The organism is Methylobacterium brachythecii, assembly GCF_014196345.1.
GTDB classification, from domain to species: Bacteria; Pseudomonadota; Alphaproteobacteria; order Rhizobiales; family Beijerinckiaceae; genus Methylobacterium; species Methylobacterium brachythecii.
Map to the genome: position 1 here is coordinate 71,180 of NZ_JACIDN010000003.1, position 22,170 is coordinate 93,349.

20 protein-coding genes are annotated in these 22,170 nt (G+C 67.0%); 11 read left to right on the top strand and 9 right to left on the bottom strand.

All coding sequences use genetic code 11. The annotated features are described in order from the left end of the window. Position 1: 1 nt before the first annotated feature. Genes GGR33_RS07980 through GGR33_RS07995 form a run of 4 tightly spaced genes read right to left on the bottom strand, consistent with a single transcriptional unit; the run spans position 2 to position 5,251 of the window. Positions 2-1,078 (bottom strand): glycosyltransferase, encoded by a 1,077-nt coding sequence (locus GGR33_RS07980; protein WP_183503785.1) that lies wholly within the window; start codon positions 1,076-1,078, stop codon positions 2-4. Next, positions 1,075-2,976, bottom strand: coding sequence for an asparagine synthase (glutamine-hydrolyzing) (gene asnB, locus GGR33_RS07985; protein WP_183503787.1), 1,902 nt, complete (start codon positions 2,974-2,976; stop codon positions 1,075-1,077). Before asnB ends, GGR33_RS07980 begins: the two co-directional genes overlap by 4 nt. Positions 2,977-2,981: 5 nt before the next feature. Beyond that, the gene (locus GGR33_RS07990; RefSeq protein WP_183503789.1) at positions 2,982-4,130 is read right to left on the bottom strand and encodes a glycosyltransferase family 4 protein; all 1,149 of its coding nucleotides are present in this window, start codon (positions 4,128-4,130) and stop codon (positions 2,982-2,984) included. Then, the gene (locus tag GGR33_RS07995; protein WP_183503791.1) at positions 4,127-5,251 is read right to left on the bottom strand and encodes an acyltransferase family protein; all 1,125 of its coding nucleotides are present in this window, start codon (positions 5,249-5,251) and stop codon (positions 4,127-4,129) included. The genes GGR33_RS07990 and GGR33_RS07995 overlap by 4 nt, the downstream gene beginning before the upstream one ends. Before the next feature lie 163 nt (positions 5,252-5,414). Here GGR33_RS07995 and GGR33_RS08000 point away from each other — a divergent pair, with 163 nt between their 5' ends. From GGR33_RS08000 to GGR33_RS08020, 5 genes are all read left to right on the top strand, one after another. Continuing rightward, positions 5,415-6,680: a VpsF family polysaccharide biosynthesis protein gene (locus tag GGR33_RS08000; protein WP_183503793.1), complete on the top strand. Its 1,266-nt coding sequence runs from the start codon at positions 5,415-5,417 to the stop codon at positions 6,678-6,680. A 92-nt stretch (positions 6,681-6,772) separates the two neighbouring features. Further along, positions 6,773-7,981: a glycoside hydrolase family 5 protein gene (locus GGR33_RS08005; protein WP_183503795.1), complete on the top strand. Its 1,209-nt coding sequence runs from the start codon at positions 6,773-6,775 to the stop codon at positions 7,979-7,981. Between the two features lie 375 nt (positions 7,982-8,356). Then, entirely contained in the window at positions 8,357-9,394 is a 1,038-nt protein-coding gene (locus GGR33_RS08010; RefSeq protein WP_183503797.1) for a glycosyltransferase family 4 protein, read from the top strand. A 26-nt stretch (positions 9,395-9,420) separates the two neighbouring features. Further along, on the top strand, positions 9,421-10,092 hold the full coding sequence (locus GGR33_RS08015; protein ID WP_183503799.1) for a class I SAM-dependent methyltransferase: 672 nt from the start codon (positions 9,421-9,423) through the stop codon (positions 10,090-10,092). Positions 10,093-10,172: 80 nt separating this feature from the next. Continuing rightward, positions 10,173-10,808 (top strand): hypothetical protein, encoded by a 636-nt coding sequence (locus GGR33_RS08020; protein ID WP_183503801.1) that lies wholly within the window; start codon positions 10,173-10,175, stop codon positions 10,806-10,808. A gap of 23 nt (positions 10,809-10,831) precedes the next feature. Here the strand turns inward: GGR33_RS08020 and GGR33_RS08025 are convergent, their stop codons facing one another. After that, positions 10,832-12,547 carry an aminotransferase class III-fold pyridoxal phosphate-dependent enzyme gene (locus GGR33_RS08025; RefSeq protein ID WP_183503803.1) on the bottom strand — a complete coding sequence of 572 codons (1,716 nt, stop codon included), beginning with the start codon at positions 12,545-12,547 and terminating at the stop codon, positions 10,832-10,834. Between the two features lie 35 nt (positions 12,548-12,582). Between GGR33_RS08025 and asd the strand changes: the two genes are divergently transcribed. Next, entirely contained in the window at positions 12,583-13,473 is an 891-nt protein-coding gene (gene asd, locus GGR33_RS08030) for an archaetidylserine decarboxylase (RefSeq protein WP_183504976.1), read from the top strand. Between the two features lie 99 nt (positions 13,474-13,572). On the opposite strand, the gene GGR33_RS08035 is transcribed toward asd, so the two are convergent. The 3 genes from GGR33_RS08035 to argB form a co-directional block, all read right to left on the bottom strand. Beyond that, positions 13,573-13,980, bottom strand: coding sequence for a metallopeptidase family protein (locus tag GGR33_RS08035; protein WP_183503805.1), 408 nt, complete (start codon positions 13,978-13,980; stop codon positions 13,573-13,575). After that, positions 13,977-14,717: a pyrimidine 5'-nucleotidase gene (locus GGR33_RS08040; RefSeq protein ID WP_183503807.1), complete on the bottom strand. Its 741-nt coding sequence runs from the start codon at positions 14,715-14,717 to the stop codon at positions 13,977-13,979. Before GGR33_RS08040 ends, GGR33_RS08035 begins: the two co-directional genes overlap by 4 nt. Positions 14,718-14,804: 87 nt before the next feature. Beyond that, on the bottom strand, positions 14,805-15,701 hold the full coding sequence (gene argB, locus GGR33_RS08045; RefSeq protein WP_183503809.1) for an acetylglutamate kinase: 897 nt from the start codon (positions 15,699-15,701) through the stop codon (positions 14,805-14,807). Between the two features lie 185 nt (positions 15,702-15,886). On the opposite strand from argB, the gene GGR33_RS08050 reads away from it, so the two are divergent. The 3 genes from GGR33_RS08050 (at position 15,887) to GGR33_RS08060 (ending at position 17,233) form a co-directional block, all read left to right on the top strand. Then, positions 15,887-16,549, top strand: a complete 663-nt coding sequence (locus GGR33_RS08050; RefSeq protein WP_183503811.1) for a cysteine hydrolase family protein — start codon at positions 15,887-15,889, stop codon at positions 16,547-16,549. 52 nt (positions 16,550-16,601) lie between these two features. Further along, complete coding sequence (locus tag GGR33_RS08055) at positions 16,602-16,811, top strand: hypothetical protein (RefSeq protein WP_183503814.1); 210 nt, start codon at positions 16,602-16,604, stop codon at positions 16,809-16,811. Between the two features lie 182 nt (positions 16,812-16,993). Then, the gene (locus GGR33_RS08060) at positions 16,994-17,233 is read left to right on the top strand and encodes a hypothetical protein (protein ID WP_183503816.1); all 240 of its coding nucleotides are present in this window, start codon (positions 16,994-16,996) and stop codon (positions 17,231-17,233) included. A 10-nt stretch (positions 17,234-17,243) separates the two neighbouring features. Here GGR33_RS08060 and GGR33_RS08065 read toward each other — a convergent pair whose 3' ends face one another. Continuing rightward, positions 17,244-18,020, bottom strand: a complete 777-nt coding sequence (locus tag GGR33_RS08065; protein WP_183503818.1) for an MOSC domain-containing protein — start codon at positions 18,018-18,020, stop codon at positions 17,244-17,246. Positions 18,021-18,233: 213 nt separating this feature from the next. On the opposite strand from GGR33_RS08065, the gene clpB reads away from it, so the two are divergent. Next, positions 18,234-20,864 carry an ATP-dependent chaperone ClpB gene (clpB, locus tag GGR33_RS08070; protein ID WP_183503820.1) on the top strand — a complete coding sequence of 877 codons (2,631 nt, stop codon included), beginning with the start codon at positions 18,234-18,236 and terminating at the stop codon, positions 20,862-20,864. A 118-nt stretch (positions 20,865-20,982) separates the two neighbouring features. After that, positions 20,983-22,161 carry a glycosyltransferase family 61 protein gene (locus GGR33_RS08075; protein ID WP_183503822.1) on the top strand — a complete coding sequence of 393 codons (1,179 nt, stop codon included), beginning with the start codon at positions 20,983-20,985 and terminating at the stop codon, positions 22,159-22,161. The last annotated feature ends 9 nt before the right edge of the window (positions 22,162-22,170 follow it).

Below are 22,170 nucleotides of genomic sequence, written 5' to 3' on the forward strand. Positions count from 1 at the left end.
CTCAGCGATCGCCCTGCAGGCTGTCGAACAGCGCGAGATAGGACTCCACGACCCGCGCGGTGGCATAGGTCGCGGCCCGCGCGACCCGTGGGGCCGGATCGCCAGGATCGGCCAGGGCGGCGACGAGCGCAGATGCGAGCGCGCCGGGATCGCCGACGGGCACGAGCCGGCCGTAGCGGCCCTGCGCCAGGATCTCCTCCGGACCGCCGCAGGTCGTTGCGACGACCGGGAGCCCGGAGGCGAGGGCCTCGACCACCACGTTGCCGAAGGACTCGCTGGTCGAGGTCAGGGCGAACACCCGGGCGCTGGCATAGGCCGCCCACGGCTCGGTGTAGCCCGGCAATGCCACGCGGCCGTCGAACCCCGCCGCCAGCGCCTCCAACCTCGGCCGCTCCGGACCCTCGCCGAGGATCGTCAGCCGTGTCTCGGGCGGGCAATGGGCGAGGGCCTCGATCAGGCCGGCGTAATTCTTTTCCGGCACGAGGCGGCCCACCGCCAGGATCGCGGACGGCCGGTTTGCGAGATCGGCGCTATCGGCGGCCGGCAGGCTATGCTCGACCGGGATCGGGTTCGGGATCGAGGCGACACGGCTCGCGGGGAGCCGCCAATCGGCGACGAGGTGCCGGGCCAACCCGTCGGAGACGCAGACCGTTTTTTCCGAGGCTCGCGCCAGGAGCGGCGCAAGCCGGTAGGCGGCGCGGCCGATCCGCCCGCGCACGATGCCTTCATAGCCGTGATACGACAGAACGATCCGTGTCGGCGCGCGCGCGAGCAGGCTGGCGGCCACGAGCTTGGCATCGGCGGACGCGTCGATGGCGAGGGCGACGTCGGGCCGCTCGCGGGCGAGCCAGCGTGACAGCTTCAGGATCGAGGCCGCATGCCCTCCGGGCAGAGCGACGAAGCGGATGGCGGGATCGACGAAACCCCTGTTCTCGCCCTCCGGATCGTCGACGAGCAGCGTCGCGTCCAGGCCAGCGGCGCGGAACCCCGAAGCCAGGACCGCGGCGGTGCGCTCGGCGCCGCCCGCCCGCAGGCCATGGACGTAGACGGCGACTTTGCGCGTGCGGCGCGCGCTCACGCGGCCGCCGTGGCGGGCCGTGCCCCCAGACCTGGCTTGAAGGTGCGCAGGAACAGTTCGAGGTTGACCAGCGACCAGAGCACCTTCTCGTGATTTCGCCGGCCCTCGACATGCTCGCGGGTCAGCCGGTCGAGGACGCTAGGGTCGAGGATGCGCCGCGTCTCCGACGCCTCCGAGCCGAGCAGGTCGCCGAGGCGATCGCGGAAGGGGCCTCGCAGCCAGGCATCGAACGGAACGCGGAAGCCCACCTTCTTGCGGTTCAGGATCGCGGGCGGCAACACCTCGGCCATCGCCGCGCGCAGCACGGCCTTGCCCTTGGCGTGCCCCGTGAGGAAGCGGTCGGGGAAGCGGGCGACAAGGCGCGCGAGCTCGACGTCCATGAAGGGCATCCGGCCCTCCACCGACGCGGCCATCATCATGCGGTCGCCCCGTTCCAGCAGGTTGTCAGGCAACCACGACGTCTGGTCGAAGAACAGGGCTCGGCGAACGTTCGACCCGGTCCGCATCGAGAAAGGGAAAGGGTCGATCACTTCGAGGCTGGAGCGGCCGGTGAGCGCGGCGCGGTCGCCATCGTCCATGCCCCCGAACCAGCGGCGCATCCGAGCCTGCTGATCGCGCTCGCTCAGCGCGCTGGCCAGCACTTTGATCCGGCGCAGGCCGTAGGGCAGCGCCCCGATGGCGGGCTCGACCAAACGGTCGTGAACGGCGGCCGGCACGACGCCCGCGTAGAGGCCGGTCCAGCGCTCGGCCCGGTGCTTCGGGTAACCGGCCATCAACTCATCGGCACCCTCGCCGGTGAGGACCATCTTGACGCTCTCGCGGGCAAGCCGCGAGAGCAGCAGGATCGGCACGTCCGAGGTGTTGGTCAGCGGCGCCCCGAGAGCCCGGAGCGCGTCGGGCCATGCGTCGAGGAAATCCTGCGGGGTGATCACGCGTTCGGTGTGATCGGTGCGGAAATGCTCCGCGATCGTCCGGGCATGGTCGAGTTCGGAATAGGCCGCTTCGGCGAAGCCCACCGCGAAGGTACGGACCGGCTCCCGGGCATGCCGACTCATCGCGGCAACGACCGCGGAGGAATCGACCCCGCCCGAGAGGAAGGCGCCGAATGGGGCGTCGCTGCGCATCCGCAGCCGCACGGCCTCGTCGAACGTGTTCGAGAACAGCCGGACCGCCTCTCCGAAGTCTGTGACATCGGGGCGCGTCGTGGCGAAGGGAGGTGTGAAATAGCGGCGGACGCTGAGAGCGCCGTCCTGCCATACAGCGAGAGATCCAGGCGGCAGCTTGCGGATGCCTTGGAACAAGGTCGCAGGACCCGGCACGTAGCGGTCGATCAGGAAGGCATCGAGCGCGGCCCAATCGAGATCGCGCTTGGTGCCGGGGAGGTCCAGAAGGGCTGCGACCTCCGAGGAGAAGGCGACCCGGCCGTGGCTCTCGGCCAGGAACAGCGGCTTCTTGCCGAAGGCATCCCGTGCGAGCAGCACCCGCTGCCGCTCGGCGTCGAACAGCGCGAAGGCGAACATGCCGCGCAGGCGGTCGAGGCATTCCTCGCCCCAGGCGCTGTAGGCCTCGATCAGCACCTCGGTGTCGGAATCGGTGCGAAAGACGTGACCGCGGCCGCGCAACTCCTCACGCAGCTCGACGTAGTTGTAGATCTCGCCGTTGAAGGTGAGCGTGATCCGCCCATCGGCGCTCGCCATCGGCTGATGGCCACCGCCGAGGTCGATGATTGACAGGCGCCGATGCCCGAACGCGACCTCGTGGCCGCCATCCGGCGTGCGCGTTCGCCAAATGCCGCTGCCGTCAGGGCCGCGATGAACCAGGCTGTCGGTAAGCCTGCGCAGAGTGGTCTCGTCCGGCGCGTGCCGGGCTTCGACCATCCAACCGAAGATGCCGCACATGGCGTCTAAGTCCCGTCCGTGATCATGCCCGGCGCCCGAGCTGGGGCCGAAGTGCGGCCGGCAAAATCCGTTCCGGCGGTATCCGCGTAGATCGCGCCGAGCGCTGCGGCGAATGTTTCGATCGTCAGACCGTCCTGGTAGCGGCGGCGCGCGGCGCATTGCATCCGGTCGAGCGTCTCACGGTCAGCGAGCAGCCCTGCCAGCGCATCAGCCAGCGATCCGGGGTCGCGCGCGACGAGGCGACCGTTCTCGCCGTCATGCACGATCTCCTCGACGTTGCCGACCCGGGTTGCCACCAGAGCTGCTCCGGCACAGGCTCCCTCTGCGAGGCTCAGGGGAAGAGCCTCGGCGATCGATGGCAGGACCACGATGTCGCTCTCCCGCATGAGTGCGTGCACCTCATCCGCGTCGATCCAGCCGGTGAAATGGACGGCGTCGGCCAGCCCCAGCTCCGTGGCTCGGGTCGTGTAGGCTGCGACCTCGCCGTCGCCGGCCATCGTACAGCGCCAGCTACCGATGCCCCGGGCCCGCAGCAGCGCCAGCGCATCGAGCAGAATATCGGCCCCCTTGTGCACCCCGATCCGCCCGGCGAGCAGGATCGAGACGTCCGCTCGGCGCGGCTTCGGAAGCACGATGTCGGAGGCAAAATCGGGGATTCCGTTGACCACCACGCGAATGCGAGCTGGATCGACGCCGGCGGCAGCCATCTGCGCGGCCGCCGGACAACCTAGCGCGAGGACCGCATCGGCGGATCGGCAGATCGCGAGGAACAGCCAGCCCTGGACTCCGCCTCTTGCGAGCGAGGCGATGGGCAAGCTGTCGTGGAGGTGGACGACGACCCGCGCGTCGAAGGCACGGGCCAGCCGCACGACGGCGAGCTTACGGACCGCGCTGCCCCGCATGGCGAAATTAACGTGGACGACGTGCGGCCGGAAGTCCCGCATCATGTGCCATAGCGCAGCTAGCCGGCCGGGAAACGCCAGCGGCCACGTCGATCCCGCCTCGCCGCGAGCCGCTCCGAAGCGCAGCTCTATCCCTGGCATCGCGACGCTGGAGTTGCGGAGATAGTAGTATAGGCGGTCGATCCCGCCGCGGCCCCCGAGGCCGGACGGGGTGACGCAAAGCACGCGTATCTGCGCCGGCACGCCGCTCATGGCGCACTCGCGGCTGCCGCACGATGCAGCGAAGCGGCTCCTTCGGTCGGGGCGACCCGCGATCCGAACCGCCGCCGCAGCCCCAGCACCGGCCTCTCCACGGCACGATACGATATCCAAGCGGCGGCGAATGCCAGCGCCCAACCCAGCGCTGCCCCCGCCAGCTGAGGCCAGGCGAGCCGGATGGCGACGGCCTCGCCGAGCGAAAGGGCGGCGAGATGCCAGAGGTAAAGCGAATAGCTGAGGATTCCGATCGCCACGAGCGGCCGGCTGTCGAGGACCGCACGTACGGCTGGGAAGCGGCCAGTGCTGGTGAGCGCCAAGATCGGTGAGACGAGGGCGAGGCTTTGGATGGTGTAGCGTAACGTGCTGCGGAAGAACTCGTCGCGGATCAGGAACGTCGCAAGGAGCACCGCGAGCGCCGCAGCGACGACGGTTGGCTGCGTCAGAAACGTGACCCAACGTTGCCCGGCCTGGTCCGCCACGAGCAGAGCTGCAAGCGCGCCGAACAGGATCGCGTCGATCCGGCACTCCGTGGCGACGCCGTTATATTGCGTGGCTGCCTCCGGAGCGGCCAGTGCGACGCCGATCCGGATCGCCAAGGAAGCTGCGCAGAGGCAGGCCAGCACCCGCGCGAGGCGCGCAGGATGTGGCAGCAGAGCGAGCATCAGCCACGGAAAAAGGAGGTAGAAGTGCTGCTCGACGGCGAGGGACCATAGCTGCCCGCCGATACCGTCCAGGGCCTGTGGTGCCAGGATGACGAGGTAATTCGTGAGGTAAGCGAGCGCTCCCGCGACGCCCAGCAGATCGAGCCGGCCGCCGGCCGCGACCCAGACGGCGCCAACGATGACGACGCTGACGATCAGCGGCGGGTAGAGCCGCAGCAGGCGGCGCATGTAGAAGGCCCTCACCGCGATCGTGCCGCTGCGGCGGTGCTCGCCGATCATCAGCGTCGTGACGAGGAAGCCGCTGATGAAGAAGAAAACCGTCACGCCGAACACGCCGGGGACACGGTCCTGCAGGCCGGTATGCGAGACCATGACGAGCAGGATGCTGAGGGCACGCAGGCCATCGAGGGCCGGAATCGGATGGCCAGGCGCCAAGCGTGAATCCTCGGCCATGACAGCACCCTTATTCACCGCCACTCCATTTCGCCTTGCAGGCACCGTCGCCGCCCCGGAAGCCCGAACGGCGCGTCATCCTGAGCGCAGCGGCTTGATCCTTCCTTAAAGAAGTCGCGCGCCCTATGAGGCTGGCGAAACGACGCGTTCCGGCGGCCTTACGATGCACGGTGCGATCCACCGGGAGACATACACGATCGGCGCTGGCGCCACTCGCTCGAGCACCACGCCGCTCCTGTCGGCCCTCTTCATTCTGTTCGTGGTCTTTGCGCTGCTGCGGGTCGCTCTCAACCCACTGCTGCTCGATCTCGTCGTCAACTACTCGACGGATTCCGGCTCGGTCATCGAGAAGCTTCACCCGGCCCTCTATGGCTTCATCGCCATCGGGCTCGTGGCTTTGCCCCGTTTCCGCATCGTTCTCGGCGTTTGGGAAGTGCGCGTGGTTCGCGCCATGCTCGCGTTTAACGCCGGCATCGTGGCCATCCTCGTCGGCACTGCGCTGGCCGGACGGGGCGGCTCGGCCGGCTTCCTGATCGACACCTATTGCGGCGCGAGTTTCGCGATCCTGCTCTTTTTGTTCCCGCCGGTTTGGCGACCTCGGGTCGGGCAGGCCGTGATCCTGTGGCTCGCCCTGAGCGCGCTCGTGGCCATCGTAGAGTTTGGCCTGAAAACGAGATTCCAGCCCTTCGACGAATCCGAGACCGCGTTCCGGCCGATCGGTCTCGCTTCGCATCCCCTTGAACTCGGCCTTTGGATGGCGATTGGGCCGCCCTTTACCGCCGCCACGAACTGGTCTCGGCGGACGAAGCTCGCAATTGGTCTTCTGTTTGTCGTCGGCCTCGGTGTATCCGGGGCACGGACGGCCCTGGTCGTTGGGTCTGCGGCAAGCATCGTCCTCGCGATCGGTGCGATCGGCATGGGAGCCACCACACGGCGACGGCTGGAAAACCGCATCATCGCTAGCGTAGGACTGGCTGCCCTGATCCCGCTCGGCATTCTGGCGCTGGGTGCGACTGGCGGCCTGGACCGTTTCGTCGCAGGGCCGGGCGACGCCAATGCGCAGACCCGGATCGACGTCTACGGGATCTTCTCGCACATGACCTGGACGCAGATCATGCTCGGGATGGACATGACGTCCATGCTCGCCATCGCCAAGACTTACTTCCGACTGGAATCCGTCGAAAGCTCAGTCGTGATGTTCGTGACCCTCTTTGGCGCGCTCGGCACAAGTCTATTCGTTATTTTTTTCGCCTGGGTAATGCGCGTTCTGCTCATCGGCGCCAAGGCCAGTGTTTTCCTGGGGTGTGGTGTATTTCTGATCGTCGCGCTCAGCAGTAATGGATTGTCCACGAAGGGATCGGCGATATTCTTGTTGTTCACCCTAATCATCGCGCTGCGCCCGGTGCGGCGCGACCTGGCATGGATGTGAACCGTCCCCTTTCTGTGCGCCGGCTGCTCGGATGGCCGGCTTGGACGGCTGGTTTGCCAGTCCGAGGCACGTTGGTCGGCTTGGCTTTACTCTTGGCCGGTTCCGCCACCGCAGAGGCCGGTGATGCCCTGTTCCGCCATGGGATCGGCGTCCATTCTCTGCTCAACTGGGGGACGCTAGAGCCCAACCGATCCGATCATTACGCCGCCCGGCCGTTCTCGGATGTCGATCACGAACTGCCGGATGCTCTGTTGGAGGCGGTGGCGAAAGCAGGCTTCGACTTCGTCCGGCTGACCGTCGATCCGGGGCCCTTCATGCAGCTCACCGGAGCCGCCCGCGATGCGCTCGACGATCGGCTCGCCGCGACTGTGCGCCGGATTCAGCGGCTCGGACTGGCCGTCGTCGTCGACCTGCACTCCAATACGCAGGTTGCGGCCTATGATGCGCAGGCGATCATCGCGACGGCTGACAGCGCCCTTTTCCGTTCCTACGTCGCGCTGGTGCGCCGGACGGCGCGTTTGCTCGCCGGGCTCGCACGGACGGACGTGGCCTTCGAGCTGATGAACGAGCCGCCCTACGGCTACGATCCTGAGAGCCGCCGCCGCTGGCAGGGCATGATGGAGACCCTGCACGCGGCCGCTCGAGCCGAGGCTCCGGAGATGACGCTCATCCTGACGGGGAGCCACGGCGGTGACCGTGAGGGATTGCTGGCGCTCGACGCGGCCCCGTTCAGGGGGAGCCGCGTGCTCTACTCATTCCACTATTACGAGCCCTACGACTTCACCCACCAGGGGGTGCCCGAGGAAGGGATCGCGGGTCGATACCGGCAATACCTCTCCGGGATGCCTTATCCCGCCGCCAGCGTCCCGCGCGCCGCAGTCGAGGCGGGTGTGCGCGCCAATATCGACGCCGACCCGGATCTCGACTTTGCAACACGCCTGCTGGTGCAACGGCAGGCGGCCGCGAAGATCGATACCTATCTACGCGCCGGCGCCGACCGGACGATGATCGCGCGCCACTTCCAGGAGGTCGCCGACTGGGCGCGCCGCAACGGCATTCACGGCGACCAGATCTTCCTCGGCGAGTTCGGCGCCACCCGCTCCTACGACAATCACCGCGCGGCTAGCGCTGACTCGTACCAGAACTGGATCGGCGACGTGCGGCGCGAAGCCGAGGCGCGCGGGTTCGGGTGGGCGATTTGGGCACTGACCGGCACCGGCGGGATGGCGCTCGTTTCAACCGATGGCGGCACGCAACTCGATATCGGGTCGTCCTGCGCCCTGGGGCTGGCCTGTCGCTAGTGCCCGCAGTTCCAGGCCCAGCGCTCGGCGACTAAAATCCGACGCTTGGTGTCCGGCTCGCGCTGCCGCGTCCGCTGTATTTCCGCCAATCTGCTTCAGGCGAGTCAGGTATCGAAAGTCCGTGATGCCGCCGACGAACGAAGCCGCTGCTCCGATCCGATTCGAGCCGATCCTAATCGCGGACGTCGTTCGGACTTTCGCCGCCTAATAAATCTTCTGTAGTCGGCGAGGATTTTCGAAACACTGACGTAGTCATGCAAATGTAAAAAATGAAATGTACGCGTCACTGACTGTCTTGGACGTATCGAACAGGTTGCTGCACTGCGGGTTCACCGCAGGCTGATTTGACGGTCGCCATTGGGGACTGCTGGCGAAATGCGCGTTCTGATCGCGACAGATGCTTGGGCGCCGCAGGTGAACGGCGTGGTGCGAACACTCACTTCGCTGCAGAAGTCCGCCAGCCGGGTCGGGATGGAAATCGTTTTCCTGTCGCCGGAGGGGTTTTCGACCTTCCCCCTACCGAGCTATCCCGGCCTGAACTTGGCGATTCCCGATAGCAGGGAGATCGCGCGGCGGATCGAGGCGGCGCGGCCCGACGCGATCCACGTCGCGACCGAAGGGCCGATTGGTCACGCGGTGCGCTCCTACTGCATCAAGCACCGCCTGCCCTTCACCACGAGCTTCACCACCAAGTTCCCCGAATACATCGCCGCGCGCTTCTTCGTGCCGGCGACCTGGAGCTATTGGGTACTCCGGCGCTTCCACGCCGCAGGCCGGGTCACCATGGCCTCGACGAACTCGCTGGTGCGCGAGTTGCGCGGGCGCGGTTTCCGCAAGCTCGGAATCTGGAGCCGCGGCGTCGACACCGAGCTGTTCACCCCGGCTAACGCCGCAGAGCTCGATCTGCCCCGTCCGATCTTCCTCAATGTCGGCCGCGTCGCGGTCGAGAAGAATCTCGAAGCCTTCCTGTCGCTCGATCTCCCCGGCTCGAAAGTCGTGATCGGCGCCGGGCCGCAGCTCGAAGAGCTGAAGGCCAAGTTCCCCGAGGCGCACTTCTTGGGCGAGCGGCATGGCTCCGACCTCGCCGCTTATATCGCGGCGGCGGACGTCTTCGTGTTCCCGAGCCTCACCGACACCTACGGCGTGGTCCAGCTCGAAGCGCTTGCCTGCGGCGTGCCGGTGGCGGCCTTCCCCGTGACCGGCCCGCGGGACGTCATCGGCAACCACGATGTCGGCGTGCTCGACGAAGACCTCCGGGCTGCCTGCCTCGGCGCCCTGAACGTCTCCCGCGAGGCCTGCCGCAATTTCGCGCTCGCCCGCTCCTGGGAGGCCAGCGCCCGTCAATTCGCGCGCAACGTTTCACGGGCGCGCATCCGCAAGCCGAAATGGTCCACCGCCCCGGCGACGGCCTGATTCAACACCCGGTAGGAGCTAAATCCATGGCAGGTAACGGCGCGGTCCCCACCGTCGACGATATGCAGACGGAAGGGGTCGCCAAGGCCTATGACCGCTGGGCTCCCATCTACGACCTCGTCTTCGGACAGGTCTTCGCCCGTGGCCGCTCGGCGGCGATCGAGGCGGCGGAGAAGGTCGGCGGCCGCATCCTCGAAGTCGGCGTCGGCACCGGCATCTCGCTGCCGCAATATTCGTCGCGCAGCCGGCTGGTCGGCGTCGATCTCTCGGCGCCAATGCTGGAGAAGGCCCGCGAGCGGGTGGCGCAGCGCAACCTGCGCAACGTCGAGCAACTTGAGGTGATGGACGCCGAGCATCTCGGCTTCGCAGACGCTTCCTTCGACGTGGTGGTGGCGCAATACGTCGTCACCGCCGTTCCGAACCCGGAGGCGGCGCTCGACGAGTTCCTGCGTGTGGCGCGCCCGGGCGGCGAAATCGTCATCACGACCCGGATCGGCGCCGACGGCGGCCTGCGCGGCGCCATCGAGTCGCTGCTCCAGCCGGTCGTCAACCGGCTCGGCTGGCGTACCGAGTTCTCCTGGGCGCGCTACCAGACCTGGATCGACCGCACTGCGGGCGTGAGCCTGCTCGAGCATCGGCCTCTGCCGCCGCTCGGCCATTTCTCGCTCATCCGGCTCAGGAAGGCCGACGTCGCCTGAGGCGCGGAGCGAACAACACGAACGCGTCACCGGACCAACCGGTGACGCAACACCTCAACTCCCATCGAGAGGAGACGACCATGGGCGGCTATTTGGAAGCGCTGCGCGTGCAGCGATGGGACGACCACCGCTACTATCATCACAGCCGGATCAATCAGGCGCTGCACCTGCTGAGCGCACTGAGTTTCGTGCTCGCCTACGCGATTGCGTTCAAGGACCCGGCTATCGCCGCGCTCATCGCCTGGCTCGTCTCGATGACCAGCCGCCAGGCCGGCCACTTCTTCTTCGAGCCCAAGGGCTACGACCACGTGAACCACGCGACGCACGACCACAAGGAAGAAATCAAGGTCGGCTACAACCTGCAGCGCAAGGTCGTGTTGATGGCGGTTTGGGCGCTCTCGCCGCTGGTCTTCTATGTAAGCCCATCGCTGTTCGGCCTGATCGAGCCCCATCAGACCGCAGGCGAACTCGTGCGGCATATCGGGCTGCTCTGGTTCGCGATCGGGATCGGCGGCCTGGTGTTCCGGGTGCTTCAGCTCTTCATCATCCGGGACGTCGAGACGGGTCTGGTCTGGGCCGCGAAGATCATCACGGACCCGTTCCACGACATCAAAACCTACTACAAGGCGCCGCTGTACCTGATGCAGGGTGAATTGATCGACCAAGGCCTCGCGGACGAGGTCGCCGAGGAAGCCGCGCGCAGCGCCGCGCGGTGACGCCATCCGAGCCGGCCGAAACCCTATTCGGCCGGCATCGGACCATGCGCCACGTCGCCCTGGACCGGGCTGTTCCGCGTGCGCCAGCCCCGCCAGCGCACGGTGAGCATCTCCCGCAGCACGCGCCGGCGGATCGCCTTGTTGCTGGTGGCGGGGCCCGCCCACCAGCCATCCCGCTCCATGGCCTTGGCGCCGGCCACGAAGCGATCGGCCACCGCCGCGAAATCCGCGTCGGTATAGTTCAGGCTGAAGATCAGCCGGCCCGTGCCGACCCAGGACAGGGCCAGTCCCTCGAGGCGCAGATAGTATTGCAGCAGCCAGTTGTAGCGGGCGGGCCGCGTGTAGAGCACCGTCCAGATCGAGGACATGTTGATGACGCGCATCGGCAGGCCCTCGGCCTCCAGCCGCCGATTCAGTTCGGCAGCGCGTGCGTTCCAACGCGCGTCGAGGTCCTGGTAGAGCGCCTCGATCTCCGGGCTCTTCAAACGGCGCAGAAAAGCGTTCATCGCGCCCATCACGTAGGGATGCGAGTTGAAGGTACCGCGCGCAAAGCAGATGTCGCCGGGCCTGTCCGGGCGAAAGCGCTGCATCAGTGCATGGCGCCCGCAGAGCACGCCGATCGGCAGGCCGCCGCCGAGCGTCTTGCCGTAGGTGACGAGATCGGCCTGAACGCCAAAGTATTGCTGGGCGCCGCCCGGCGCGAGGCGGAAGCCGACGAAGACCTCGTCGAAGATCAGCACGGTGCCGGCCTGCGTGCAGACCTCGCGCAGGCGCTTCAGCCACTGGGCGTATGCATCGCGATCGAACTCGGCTTTCCGGCCGGAATCGACCAGCGACCCATCGGACGGCGCGCCGATATTCGGGTGCATCGCCTGGATCGGGTTGACGAGCACGCACGCGATGCCGTGGCGGCTCGCCAGCACCTTCAGCGTCTGCTCGGACATGTCGGCGAGCGTCAGCGTGTCGTTGGCCGGCCGCGGATTGCCGATGCCCGGCTGCACGTCGCCCCACCAGCCGTGATAGGCGCCACAGAACCGGACGATCCGCCGCCGGCCGGTATGGTACTGCGCGAGACGCACGGCCTGCATCACCGCCTCGGTGCCGGACATGTGGAACGAGATTTCGTCCAGCCCGGAAATCGCCTGCAGCCGCCGGACGTTGTCCTCGACGACCGGATGCAGCGCGCCGAGCACCGGCCCGAGCGCCTCGACCTGCCGTCCGCCCTCGGCGATGCAGGCTTTGTAGGTGTCCGTGCCGAGGACGTTGACGCCGTAGGAGCCGGTGAGGTCGTAAAATCTGTTGCCGTCGAGATCCGTCACGTAGACGCCCGAGGCGCTCTGCAGGAACGAGCCCGCCGCCAGGTTTTCGCGGATGATCCGGCTGAACTGGAAGGGCACACGATAGCGCCCCGTGAACTGCAGATCGGAGATGCCGGTCTTTACCTCGTCCGTCATCGCCCGCGTCTTCGCGTAGCGCTCGCGGTAGAGGGCGGACAGGCGGGCAAAGCCGGCGCGCCGCCGCGCCACGACCTCTCCCGAGGCGCCGTCGGCCGCGAAGAACTCGGTCTCCGTGTAATCGTAGAACGGCAGCTGGGACGCGACCCGTTTCGCCATGCGGACATGGCCCATGAGCGAGGGGTGCTTTGCCCGCGACAGGGCGAGCCGCTTCGGCCCCTTCACACCGAGAACGGCCAACGCCGCTCCAGCAGCCGCGACGGTGATGGTTGTGAAAGCATCCATGCCGTCAGCGTGAACCAACGGCATATCACGGGATGATGACGCTTCGCTCCACGCTCCTCGGCATTGCGCGCAACGAGGACCTGAATTTCCTCCTCACGAACCGGATTCCGCGCCGGTTTGCGACCCGGTTCGTCGGCTGGCTCAGCAAGGTCGAGCAGCCGCTTGTGCGCGACCTGTCCATGTGGGCGTGGCGGCTGTTTTCCGACCTCGATCTGTCGGATGCGCGCAAGACCCGCTTCGAGAGCCTGCACGACTGCTTCATCCGGGAGCTCAAACCCGGCGCCCGCCCCATCGACCCCGATCGGTCCTTGGTCGTCAGCCCTTGCGACGCGATCGTCGGCGCCTTCGGGTCGATCGAGGGTACTCGGCTGTTCCAGGTGAAAGGCTTTCCCTACTGTCTGGAAGACCTCCTCGGAAGCGCGGCGGCGGCCGACCGGTACAGGGACGGCGTCTTTGTGACCCTTCGATTGACGGCCAGCATGTATCACCGCTTCCACGCCCCGCATGACGGGCGGGTCGAGGAGGTCACCTACATTTCCGGCGATACCTGGAACGTGAACCCGATTGCGCTCAAGCGGATCGAGAATCTGTTCTGCTGCAACGAGCGCGCGGCGATCCGCATGCGGCTCGACGACACCGACGAGGCCGTCACGCTGGTCGCCGTCGCAGCGATCCTGGTCGCGAGCATCCGGCTCCCCTTCCTCGGGGCGGATCTCGATCTCCGCCAGGGTGGCGCCAGGACCATTCCGTGCGACACGCCCTTTCAAAGGGGCGACGAGATGGGCTGGTTCCAGCACGGCTCGACGATCGTCATGCTGGCGCCCCGCGGCTGCGGAGCGCACGCCGCCATCTTCGAAGGCAAATCCGTCAAAGTCGGTCAGCCTTTGCTCCAACGTCGACTGGATGGAGCGCCGAGCACGCTCTAGAGCCGTATCCGACCTGATTGCATCAGGGCGGCGGCTCTAGGTCTTTGCGTTGGCGCGCTTCCCTCCGACGAACCGGCATCCACTTCGTCGGAAAGCGCTCTAAGCGTCCGCCTGCGCCTCGATCCGCGCCATGTCGTCGTCGGAAAGGCCGAAATGGTGGCCGATCTCGTGGATGAGGACGTGGGTGACGAGGTGTCCGAGCGTCTCGTCGTGCTCGGCCCAATAGTCGAGCAGGGGCCGGCGGTAGAGCCAGACGGAGTTGGGCATCTGGCCCGTGGCGGTCTCGCCGGATTGCGCGAGGCCGACGCCGCGAAACAGGCCGAGCAGGTCGAACTCGCTCTCACAGTTCATCTCGTCGAGCGTCTCGTCATCGGGAAAGTCATCGACCTGGATGCGCACGCCCGCACAGAGCCGGCGGAAGGCATGCGGCAGCCCCGCGAAGGCCTCCTCGGCGATGGCCTCGATCTCGGCGAGGCTCGGCGCGCGTTGCTGGGAGCGGTCGTTCATCCGGCGTTCGTCCCGGTCTGCGGAAGGACACAGGTCTGGAGGAAGCCCGCGAGATCGCTCGTGATGTGATCAATGTGCGGCTCCTGCACCGCCTCCTGCTCGAAGCTCTCGCGGAACGGGTCGAGGATCGGCGGCACCACGAGCACCGTGGCCATGCCGAGGTCGTGCGGCACGACCAGGTTGCGGGCAATGTCCTCGAACAGCGCCGAGCGCTGCGGGTCGACGCCGTGCCGGTCGAGAAAGCGCTCGTAGGTCACGCGCTCGGGCTTCGGCACGAAGTCGGCGGCGGCGATGTCGAACACGTCTTCGAAATGGTTGAGGATACCGAGCTTGTCCGCCACCCGCTCGGCATGGCGGCGCGAGCCGTTGGTAAGGATCAGCTTGCGCCCCGGAAGCCGCTCGATGGCCGCGCCGAGCGCCTCGTCCAGCTTGATCGTCGAATGGTCGATGTCGTGCGCGAAGTCGAGAAAACTGTGCGGATCGACGCGATCCTCGGTCATCAGCGCTTTCAGCGTCGTGCCGTAGCGGTGGTAGAAATACTTCTGCAGTGCCCGCGCCGAGATCCCATCCAGTCCGTAGAGCTGCATGACGTAGAGCGTGATGCGCTCGTCGACCTGCGGCCAGACCCGGGCGTCGCTCGGATAGAGCGTGTTGTCGAGATCGAACACCCAGGTGTCGACCCGGCCGAAGCCGCGGGCATCCGAGGTGGTGAAGGCGGTGGCGTCCCGAACGGACAAGGCGATGTCTTATGGTTTCCGGAACGGGAGAATGGCCGGGCACCCGCTTAGATAGGTGCCCGGACGTTCATGGCGACATGTGGCTTGTCAGCCTCTGCGGATCAGGGTGCCGGCGCCGTAATCGGTGAACAGCTCCAGCAGCGCCGCATGCGGCACCTTTCCGTCGAGGATGACCACGGCCTCGACGCCCTGCTCAAGCGCGTAGATGCAGGTCTCGACTTTCGGGATCATGCCGGCCGTGATGGTCCCGTCGGCGATGAGCCGGCGGCAATCCTCCACGGAGAGCTCCGGGATCAGCTTCTTGTCCTTGTCGAGCACGCCCGGAACGTCGGTGAGCAGCAGCAGGCGCTTGGCCCGAAGCGCCCCGGCAATGGCACCGGCGAAGGTGTCTGCGTTGACGTTGTAGGTCTTGCCCTCGGGCCCGTAGGCGACCGGAGCGAGGACCGGGATCAGTTCCGCCTTGAGCACCGCATCGAGCACGCCACGCTCGACCTGATCCGGCTCGCCGACCAGACCGAGATCGATCTCGGTCTCGGTTTCCGTCTCGGGATCTTTCATGGTGCGGGTGGCCCGCTTGGCGCGAACCATGTTGCCGTCCTTGCCGCACAGGCCGATGGCGCGGCCGCCCTCGGCCGAGATCCAGCCGACGATCTGCTTGTTGATCGAGCCGGCCAGAACCATCTCGACCACCTCGACGGTGGCCTCGTCGGTGACGCGTAGGCCGCCCTTGAACTCCGATTCGATGCCGAGCCGGTTCAGCATCTTGCCGATCTGCGGACCGCCGCCATGCACGACGATCGGCTTCAGGCCGGATTGCTCGAGGAGCACGATGTCTTCGGCGAAGTCCTCGGCCGCGGCCGGATCGCCCATGGCGTGGCCGCCATACTTGATGACGACGATCTCCTGATCGTAGCGCTGCATGTGGGGCAGCGCCTGGGTCAGGACTTCGGCGCGCACATGCACGTTCGGCAGCGGATCGGTCATCGCGGTCCTGTGGCTCCGTCGCTGAGGGCTCTCGCGGGCGGGCTTCTAACGCAGGCGCGCGAGCATGCGAAGCGTCGTCTGCCGAGAAAACGGCGCGTGTCGCTGTGAGGCCTCGCTCCCATCATTGCGTTGACATCGCCGTGTGAGACGACAGGACTGTGTCGGCGCGGGTGAAGGACGACGCGATGAAGCGCTTCAACGGTCTCGATATTCCCGAAACCCTCGTCGATCTCTGCGATCCGCGGAAGATGGCGCTGCTCGTCTATGACATGCAGGCCGGCATCTGCAGTCAGGTCGCCTCCGGTCCGCGGATCACCGCGAGCTGCTCCGCCGTCGTCGCGGCGGCGCGCGCTGCTGGGATGAGGATCGTCTACACCCGGCACCTGTCGATGCCGAAGGCCTGGATGGGCGTGGTGCAGATGCGCATGGCCATGGCCTGGCAGCGAAAGGACGATCCCGAGGCCGTCTCGCCGTGGTTCCTGCGCGATGCGCCGCCCTTCCAGATCGTGCCTGAACTGGCGCCCCGGCCGGAAGACGCGGTGTTCGACAAGCTCGCCATGTCGGCCTTCGAGGGGACGCCGCTGAGCTTCGCCCTGCGCGATTGCGGGATTCAAGCGCTGGCGATCGTCGGCATCGCCACCGAGATCGGGATCGAGCCGACGGCGCGGCATGCGGCCGATCTGGGCATCATCCCGGTTCTGCTCACCGATGCCTGCGGCGCGGGTCACGAGGCGGCGGCGGAGCGCTCGATCGAGAGCCTGCGGTTTGCAGGCGATGCGATCATCAGCGACAGCGACATCTTCGCCGGATTACTCAACCAGCGGTCCAGCGCCGTCACTCACAGTTAACGGCCAATTAACCATGCCTGCGGATAGTGTTCCTGTCCCCAGGAACACGGCCATGCTCGATAACGATCTCTTCACTCCCCGGCCGACGCTGACCAATCCTGGCCTGCTCGCGCGCGCGCTTAATGCCCTCGGCCAGAATGCGCCCTCGCAGTTGGAGATCTGGGATCGCCTGACGCGCAACTTCGCCGTCGATCTGGATGCCGTCGCCTCCCTGATGCCGCGCAGCGAGCCAGAGCCGGCATGGCTGAAGGTCCGCGACTGATCCCTGTGGCATGCATCACTCACTGCATGCCCGACCGAAAGTAGCATTATAGATCTGGCACGCTCGCTGCTTTCATTGCCGATATGACAATAAGAGGGGGACGCCCAGGCAACGACCACGCGGTGGCTCACACGCCGGAGCAACTCCGCGGACCTTTTCGCCATACGAAAATGGGGTCCGTCATGCCTGAACTTCTCGCCGTCGCTCTCGTCTGCGCGACCACGCTCTCCTCGGTGGAGTGCTCCCGCGATACCGCCCTCGACGTCATCGTCGCGCCGGCCAACTCGGCCATGGAGTGCATGATGCACGCTCAGGCCTCGGCCGCCGCCGCCGGCCTTCCGGGCGGGGAGGGGCGCTACCTCAAGATCTCCTGCGAGCGCCGCACCAAGGTCGCCTCCGTCATGGAGCCGGTCGACCACTGACCGCGGCCGCTCAGCCGAGCGTCAGCGCGTCGCCCTCGCGGAGTGCTCCGCCCGCGATCACCTCGGCATACACGCCGCAATCGGCGTGGCCGAGGTGCTGGCTGAGCGCGCGTGGAATCTGCAGGTCGCGAAATCCGGTCTGCGGGTCGACGTTGGTCGCCGCGCAGCGCACGGTCCGCGAGGTCACCTTCAGGCGCGCGCCGCCCGGCGCCTCGACGATGCGTCCGACGAGATCGAGCTCGGCCCAGGGCTCGAGCCCTTCGACGAACACGTTTCCGCGAAAGCGCAGCGGGTCTACGGGCGCGCCGACGAAATCCTCGACCGCTCGGACGCTGGCGAGATTGATCAGCGAAACGAAACCGGTGCGCGAATCCGTGAAGCGGTAGCCCGGCGGCGATGCCAGCACCTTCGGCTCGCCCCGCAACTCGTGCGGCAGATACGTTTTCAAGAATCCGGCGAGCGCTTCGCGTCCCTCGCGGCTGGAGAGATCGTAGGAGGCATCCAGGCGATCCTCATACGCGACACTGAGACGTCCCGAAGCGTCGTCGTACCGGGTGCGCAGTCGGGCCAGGGCCTCGTTGCGCATCAGCACCAGGTACACGATCTTGGGCAGATGACGCGGGGCGACCTCGTTAAAGCCCGAGGGGCCGTTCTCGATCGCGTAGAGGCGATCGCCCGGAAAATAGCCGCTGGTCTCCAGGCTCCCTTCCGCAATCCGTTCCGGAGACAGGCCTTTGACGGGATAGCGGTAGAGCTGCGCGACGCGGATCGCGGGGTGTGAGGTCATCGGACTCGGCTAGCCTCGCCGCACGTCCCGCGCAAGTCGTTGCCGCCGCCGCGGTGCACCTCTTGTGTCGCGAAATTACAACACCAAATCAGCAGGGCTGGCGGCTTTTGAGCGCCGGTATCCCGGCGGGGGCAGACCTCGCGGGATTTCGCATCGGGCGGGCTGTGCCGATCGACCGGGCAGGGCGTTCGATCCGGGAAAGGGCAACGACGCATGAACTTCGAAAAATACACCGAACGCGCCCGCGGCTTCGTCCAGTCCGCGCAATCCCTCGCGACGCGCGAGGGCAATCCGCAATTCGCGCCCGGCCATCTGCTCAAGGTGCTTCTCGACGATCCCGAAGGCCTGTGTGCCGGCCTGATCGACCGCGCGGGCGGTCAGTCGCGGGTCGCGCTGGCGCAGGTCGAGCAATGGCTCGTCAAGCAGCCCAAGGTGTCCGGGAATTCCTCGCAGCCTCAGGCGACGCGCGATCTCGTGCGCCTGTTCGACACCGCCGAGACGGCGGCCGAGAAGGCGGGCGACAGCTATGTCACGGTCGAGCGGCTGCTGCTCGCCTTCGCCGTCGAGAAGGACACCGAGGCCGGCCGCATCTTGGCGGCGGCCGGGGTCACCGCGGCCTCACTGAACGCGGCGATAAACGCGCTACGCAAGGGCCGCACGGCCGACAACGCGTCGGCCGAGAACGCCTACGACGCGCTCAAGAAATACGCCCGCGATCTCACCGAGGCGGCCCGCGAGGGCAAGCTCGACCCGGTGATCGGCCGCGACGAGGAGATCCGCCGCACCATCCAGGTCTTGTCCCGGCGCACCAAGAACAATCCCGTCCTCATCGGCGAGCCGGGCGTCGGCAAGACCGCGATCATCGAGGGCCTGGCGCTGCGCATCGTCAACGGCGACGTGCCTGAGAGCCTGAAGGAGAAGAGCCTGCTTGCCCTCGACATGGGCGCGCTGATCGCAGGTGCGAAATATCGCGGCGAGTTCGAGGAGCGGCTGAAGGGTGTGCTCTCCGAGGTAACGGCGGCGGCCGGCGGCATCATCCTGTTCATCGACGAGATGCACACGCTGGTCGGCGCCGGAAAGGCCGACGGCGCCATGGACGCCTCAAACCTCCTGAAGCCCGCGCTTGCCCGCGGCGAGTTGCACTGCGTCGGCGCAACCACGCTCGACGAGTACCGCAAGCACGTCGAGAAGGATGCGGCGCTGGCCCGCCGTTTCCAGCCGGTCTTCGTGTCCGAGCCGACGGTCGAGGACACGATCTCGATCCTGCGCGGCATCAAGGAGAAGTACGAGCAGCATCACGGCGTGCGCATCCAGGATTCCGCCCTGGTCGCGGCGGCGACGCTGTCGAACCGGTACATCACCGACCGCTTCCTGCCCGACAAGGCCATCGACCTGATGGACGAGGCCGGTTCGCGGCTGCGCATGCAGGTGGATTCGAAGCCCGAGGAACTCGATAACGTCGATCGCGAGATCGTGCGGCTGAAGATCGAGGGCGAGGCGCTCAAGAAGGAGACCGATACGGCCTCGCGCGACCGCCTGCAGCGGCTCCAGAAGGAACTGGCCGAACTCGAAGAGCAGTCGGCCGCGATCACGGCGCGCTGGAAGGCCGAGAAGGACAAGCTCGGCGCGGCCGCCGAGCTGAAGAAAAAACTCGACGAAGCGCGAACCGAACTGGCGGGCGCTCAGCGCCTGGGCCAATACCAGCGCGCGGGCGAGCTCGCCTACGGCGTCATCCCCGACCTCGAAAAGCGGCTCGGCGAGCTGGAAGCGGCGGCCGAGAACGCGATCGCGCGAGACGGCATGGTCGAGGAAGCCGTCACGCCGTCGCACATCGCGGGAGTCGTCTCGCGCTGGACTGGCGTGCCCGTCGACAAGATGCTCGAAGGCGAGCGCGAGAAGCTCCTCGCCATGGAGGCGGCACTCGGAAAACGCGTCGTCGGCCAGCGTGAGGCGGTGGAGGCGGTCTCGACCGCCGTGCGCCGCGCCCGCGCCGGGCTGCAGGATCCGAACCGGCCGATCGGCTCGTTCATGTTCCTCGGCCCGACCGGCGTCGGCAAGACCGAGCTGACCAAGGCGCTCGCCGGCTTCCTGTTCGACGATGACACCGCGCTCGTGCGCATCGACATGTCGGAATACATGGAGAAGCACGCGGTCGCCCGGCTGATCGGCGCGCCTCCCGGCTATGTCGGCTACGAGGAGGGCGGGGCGCTGACCGAAGCCGTGCGGCGCCGGCCCTACCAGGTCGTGCTGTTCGACGAGGTCGAGAAGGCGCATCCGGACGTGTTCAACATCCTGCTCCAGGTGCTCGACGACGGGCGTCTGACGGACGGGCAGGGGCGCACGGTCGACTTCCGCAACACGCTGCTGATCATGACCTCGAATCTCGGCTCCGAGTATCTGGTCAACCAGCCGGCGGGACAGGACACCGATGCGGTCCGCGAGGAGGTGATGGGCGTGGTGCGCGGGCACTTCCGCCCGGAATTCCTGAACCGGATCGACGAGATCATCCTGTTTCATCGCCTTGCGCGGTCGGAGATGGGTGCGATCGTCGATATCCAGCTCAGCCGGCTTCAGAAGCTCCTCGACGAGCGCAAGATCACGCTCGACGTGGACGACGAAGCGCGCAACTGGCTCGCCGACAAGGGTTACGACCCGGCCTACGGGGCGCGGCCGCTGAAGCGGGTGATCCAGAAGAACGTCCAGGATCCAATGGCCGAGCAGCTGCTCGCCGGCCAGATCCACGACGGCGAGGAGGTGCCGGTCCGGCTCGGCTCGCTGGGTCTCATGATCGGCGACGTCACGGTGGGTGCCGACAAGCGCCCGGCGGGCGCGACGCTGAACTGATGCCGCGTTGAGGATGCGGTGGGGCGGCCGGCAGGGTCGGTCGCCCCTTCGCTCCGGCTGCCGTCCCTTGTGCATCGAGACGGCATCGGGCCTATAGCCCGGCGCAACAAGGACGACGATGACGCCGCTTCGCCCAGCATCGAGGGGCCGCTGGACCGAACCGGCCATCCGGCGCTGCCGAGAGACGAATGGAACCGCCGAGCTGATCGGCCCGCAGCCTGGCATCCGCAGCGTCGCGGACGCCGTCTACGTTCCGCTCGGCGGCCCGGGTCATTGGGGCATCTACGAAGGCGGCCGAGAGATCGGCGGGGCCAATGCCGCGGCTGCCGGCCAGAGCCTCGATGCCGTCGCCTTTGGCGCCGGGCTCCCCGCCACGGACGATCGGATCCACCTCTATCTGGGGCCGATGACCGCGCATTTCGGGCACTTCGTGACCGACGTGGTCGCGCGACTTTGGCCGCTCGTGGCGTGGCAGGGCCCTCCGACGAAGCTGCTCTACCACGGGCCTCCCGGGCTCGATCAGTGGCGCGCGCACGACTTCATCTCGGTGATGCTCGCCCGGTTCGGACTCGACGTCGACGATCTCGTCTGCCTCGACGAGCCTCACAGAATCCCGAACCTCGTGGTGCCCGAACCCTGCTTCAGTCACGGCCGGGCTCACCAGGAATACGCGACCCTGTGCCGGCACATCGGGCGACCGTTCTGGCGTGATGACGAGGTCGATACCGAAGACCGGCCGATCTTCCTGTCGAAGCTCAAGCTGTCGGCGGGCTCCATGCACAAGCCCAGCGATGAGGGCGCGCTCGTCGGCGAGCTCGAAAGCCGCGGCGTCGAGATCGTCTTTCCCGAGGATCTCAGCTTTGCCCAGCAGGTCGCGCTCCTGGCGCGCCGGAAGACGATCATGGGCATCGCCGGCTCGGCCTTGCACACCTCGCTCTACTCGGCGCCGGAACGGCGGATCATCGCCTTGAACTACTGGGAGAAGATCAACGCCAACTTCCCGGTAATCGACCGTCTCAACGGGAATACGGCCTTTTACTACGCTCCGCGGACGACGCATTACACGAAGGGCGGCGATTACCTGCTGCGCTGGACGATCGAGGATCCGGCGGCTGCCGCGGCTGAGATGTTGGACCGGGCGAACGACTTCGCCGGCATTGACGCGCGCGACGACGTGGAGGACGAGGCACGGGATCGCCGGGCGCGCTCGCTTGCCGGCCGAACCGACAGTGCCCGCCGGAAACTGGGCCGGTGGTTGAGGCCTGTCGCCTCTCTGCTTCGCCGCGATCCGTCGTGACGCCCGACG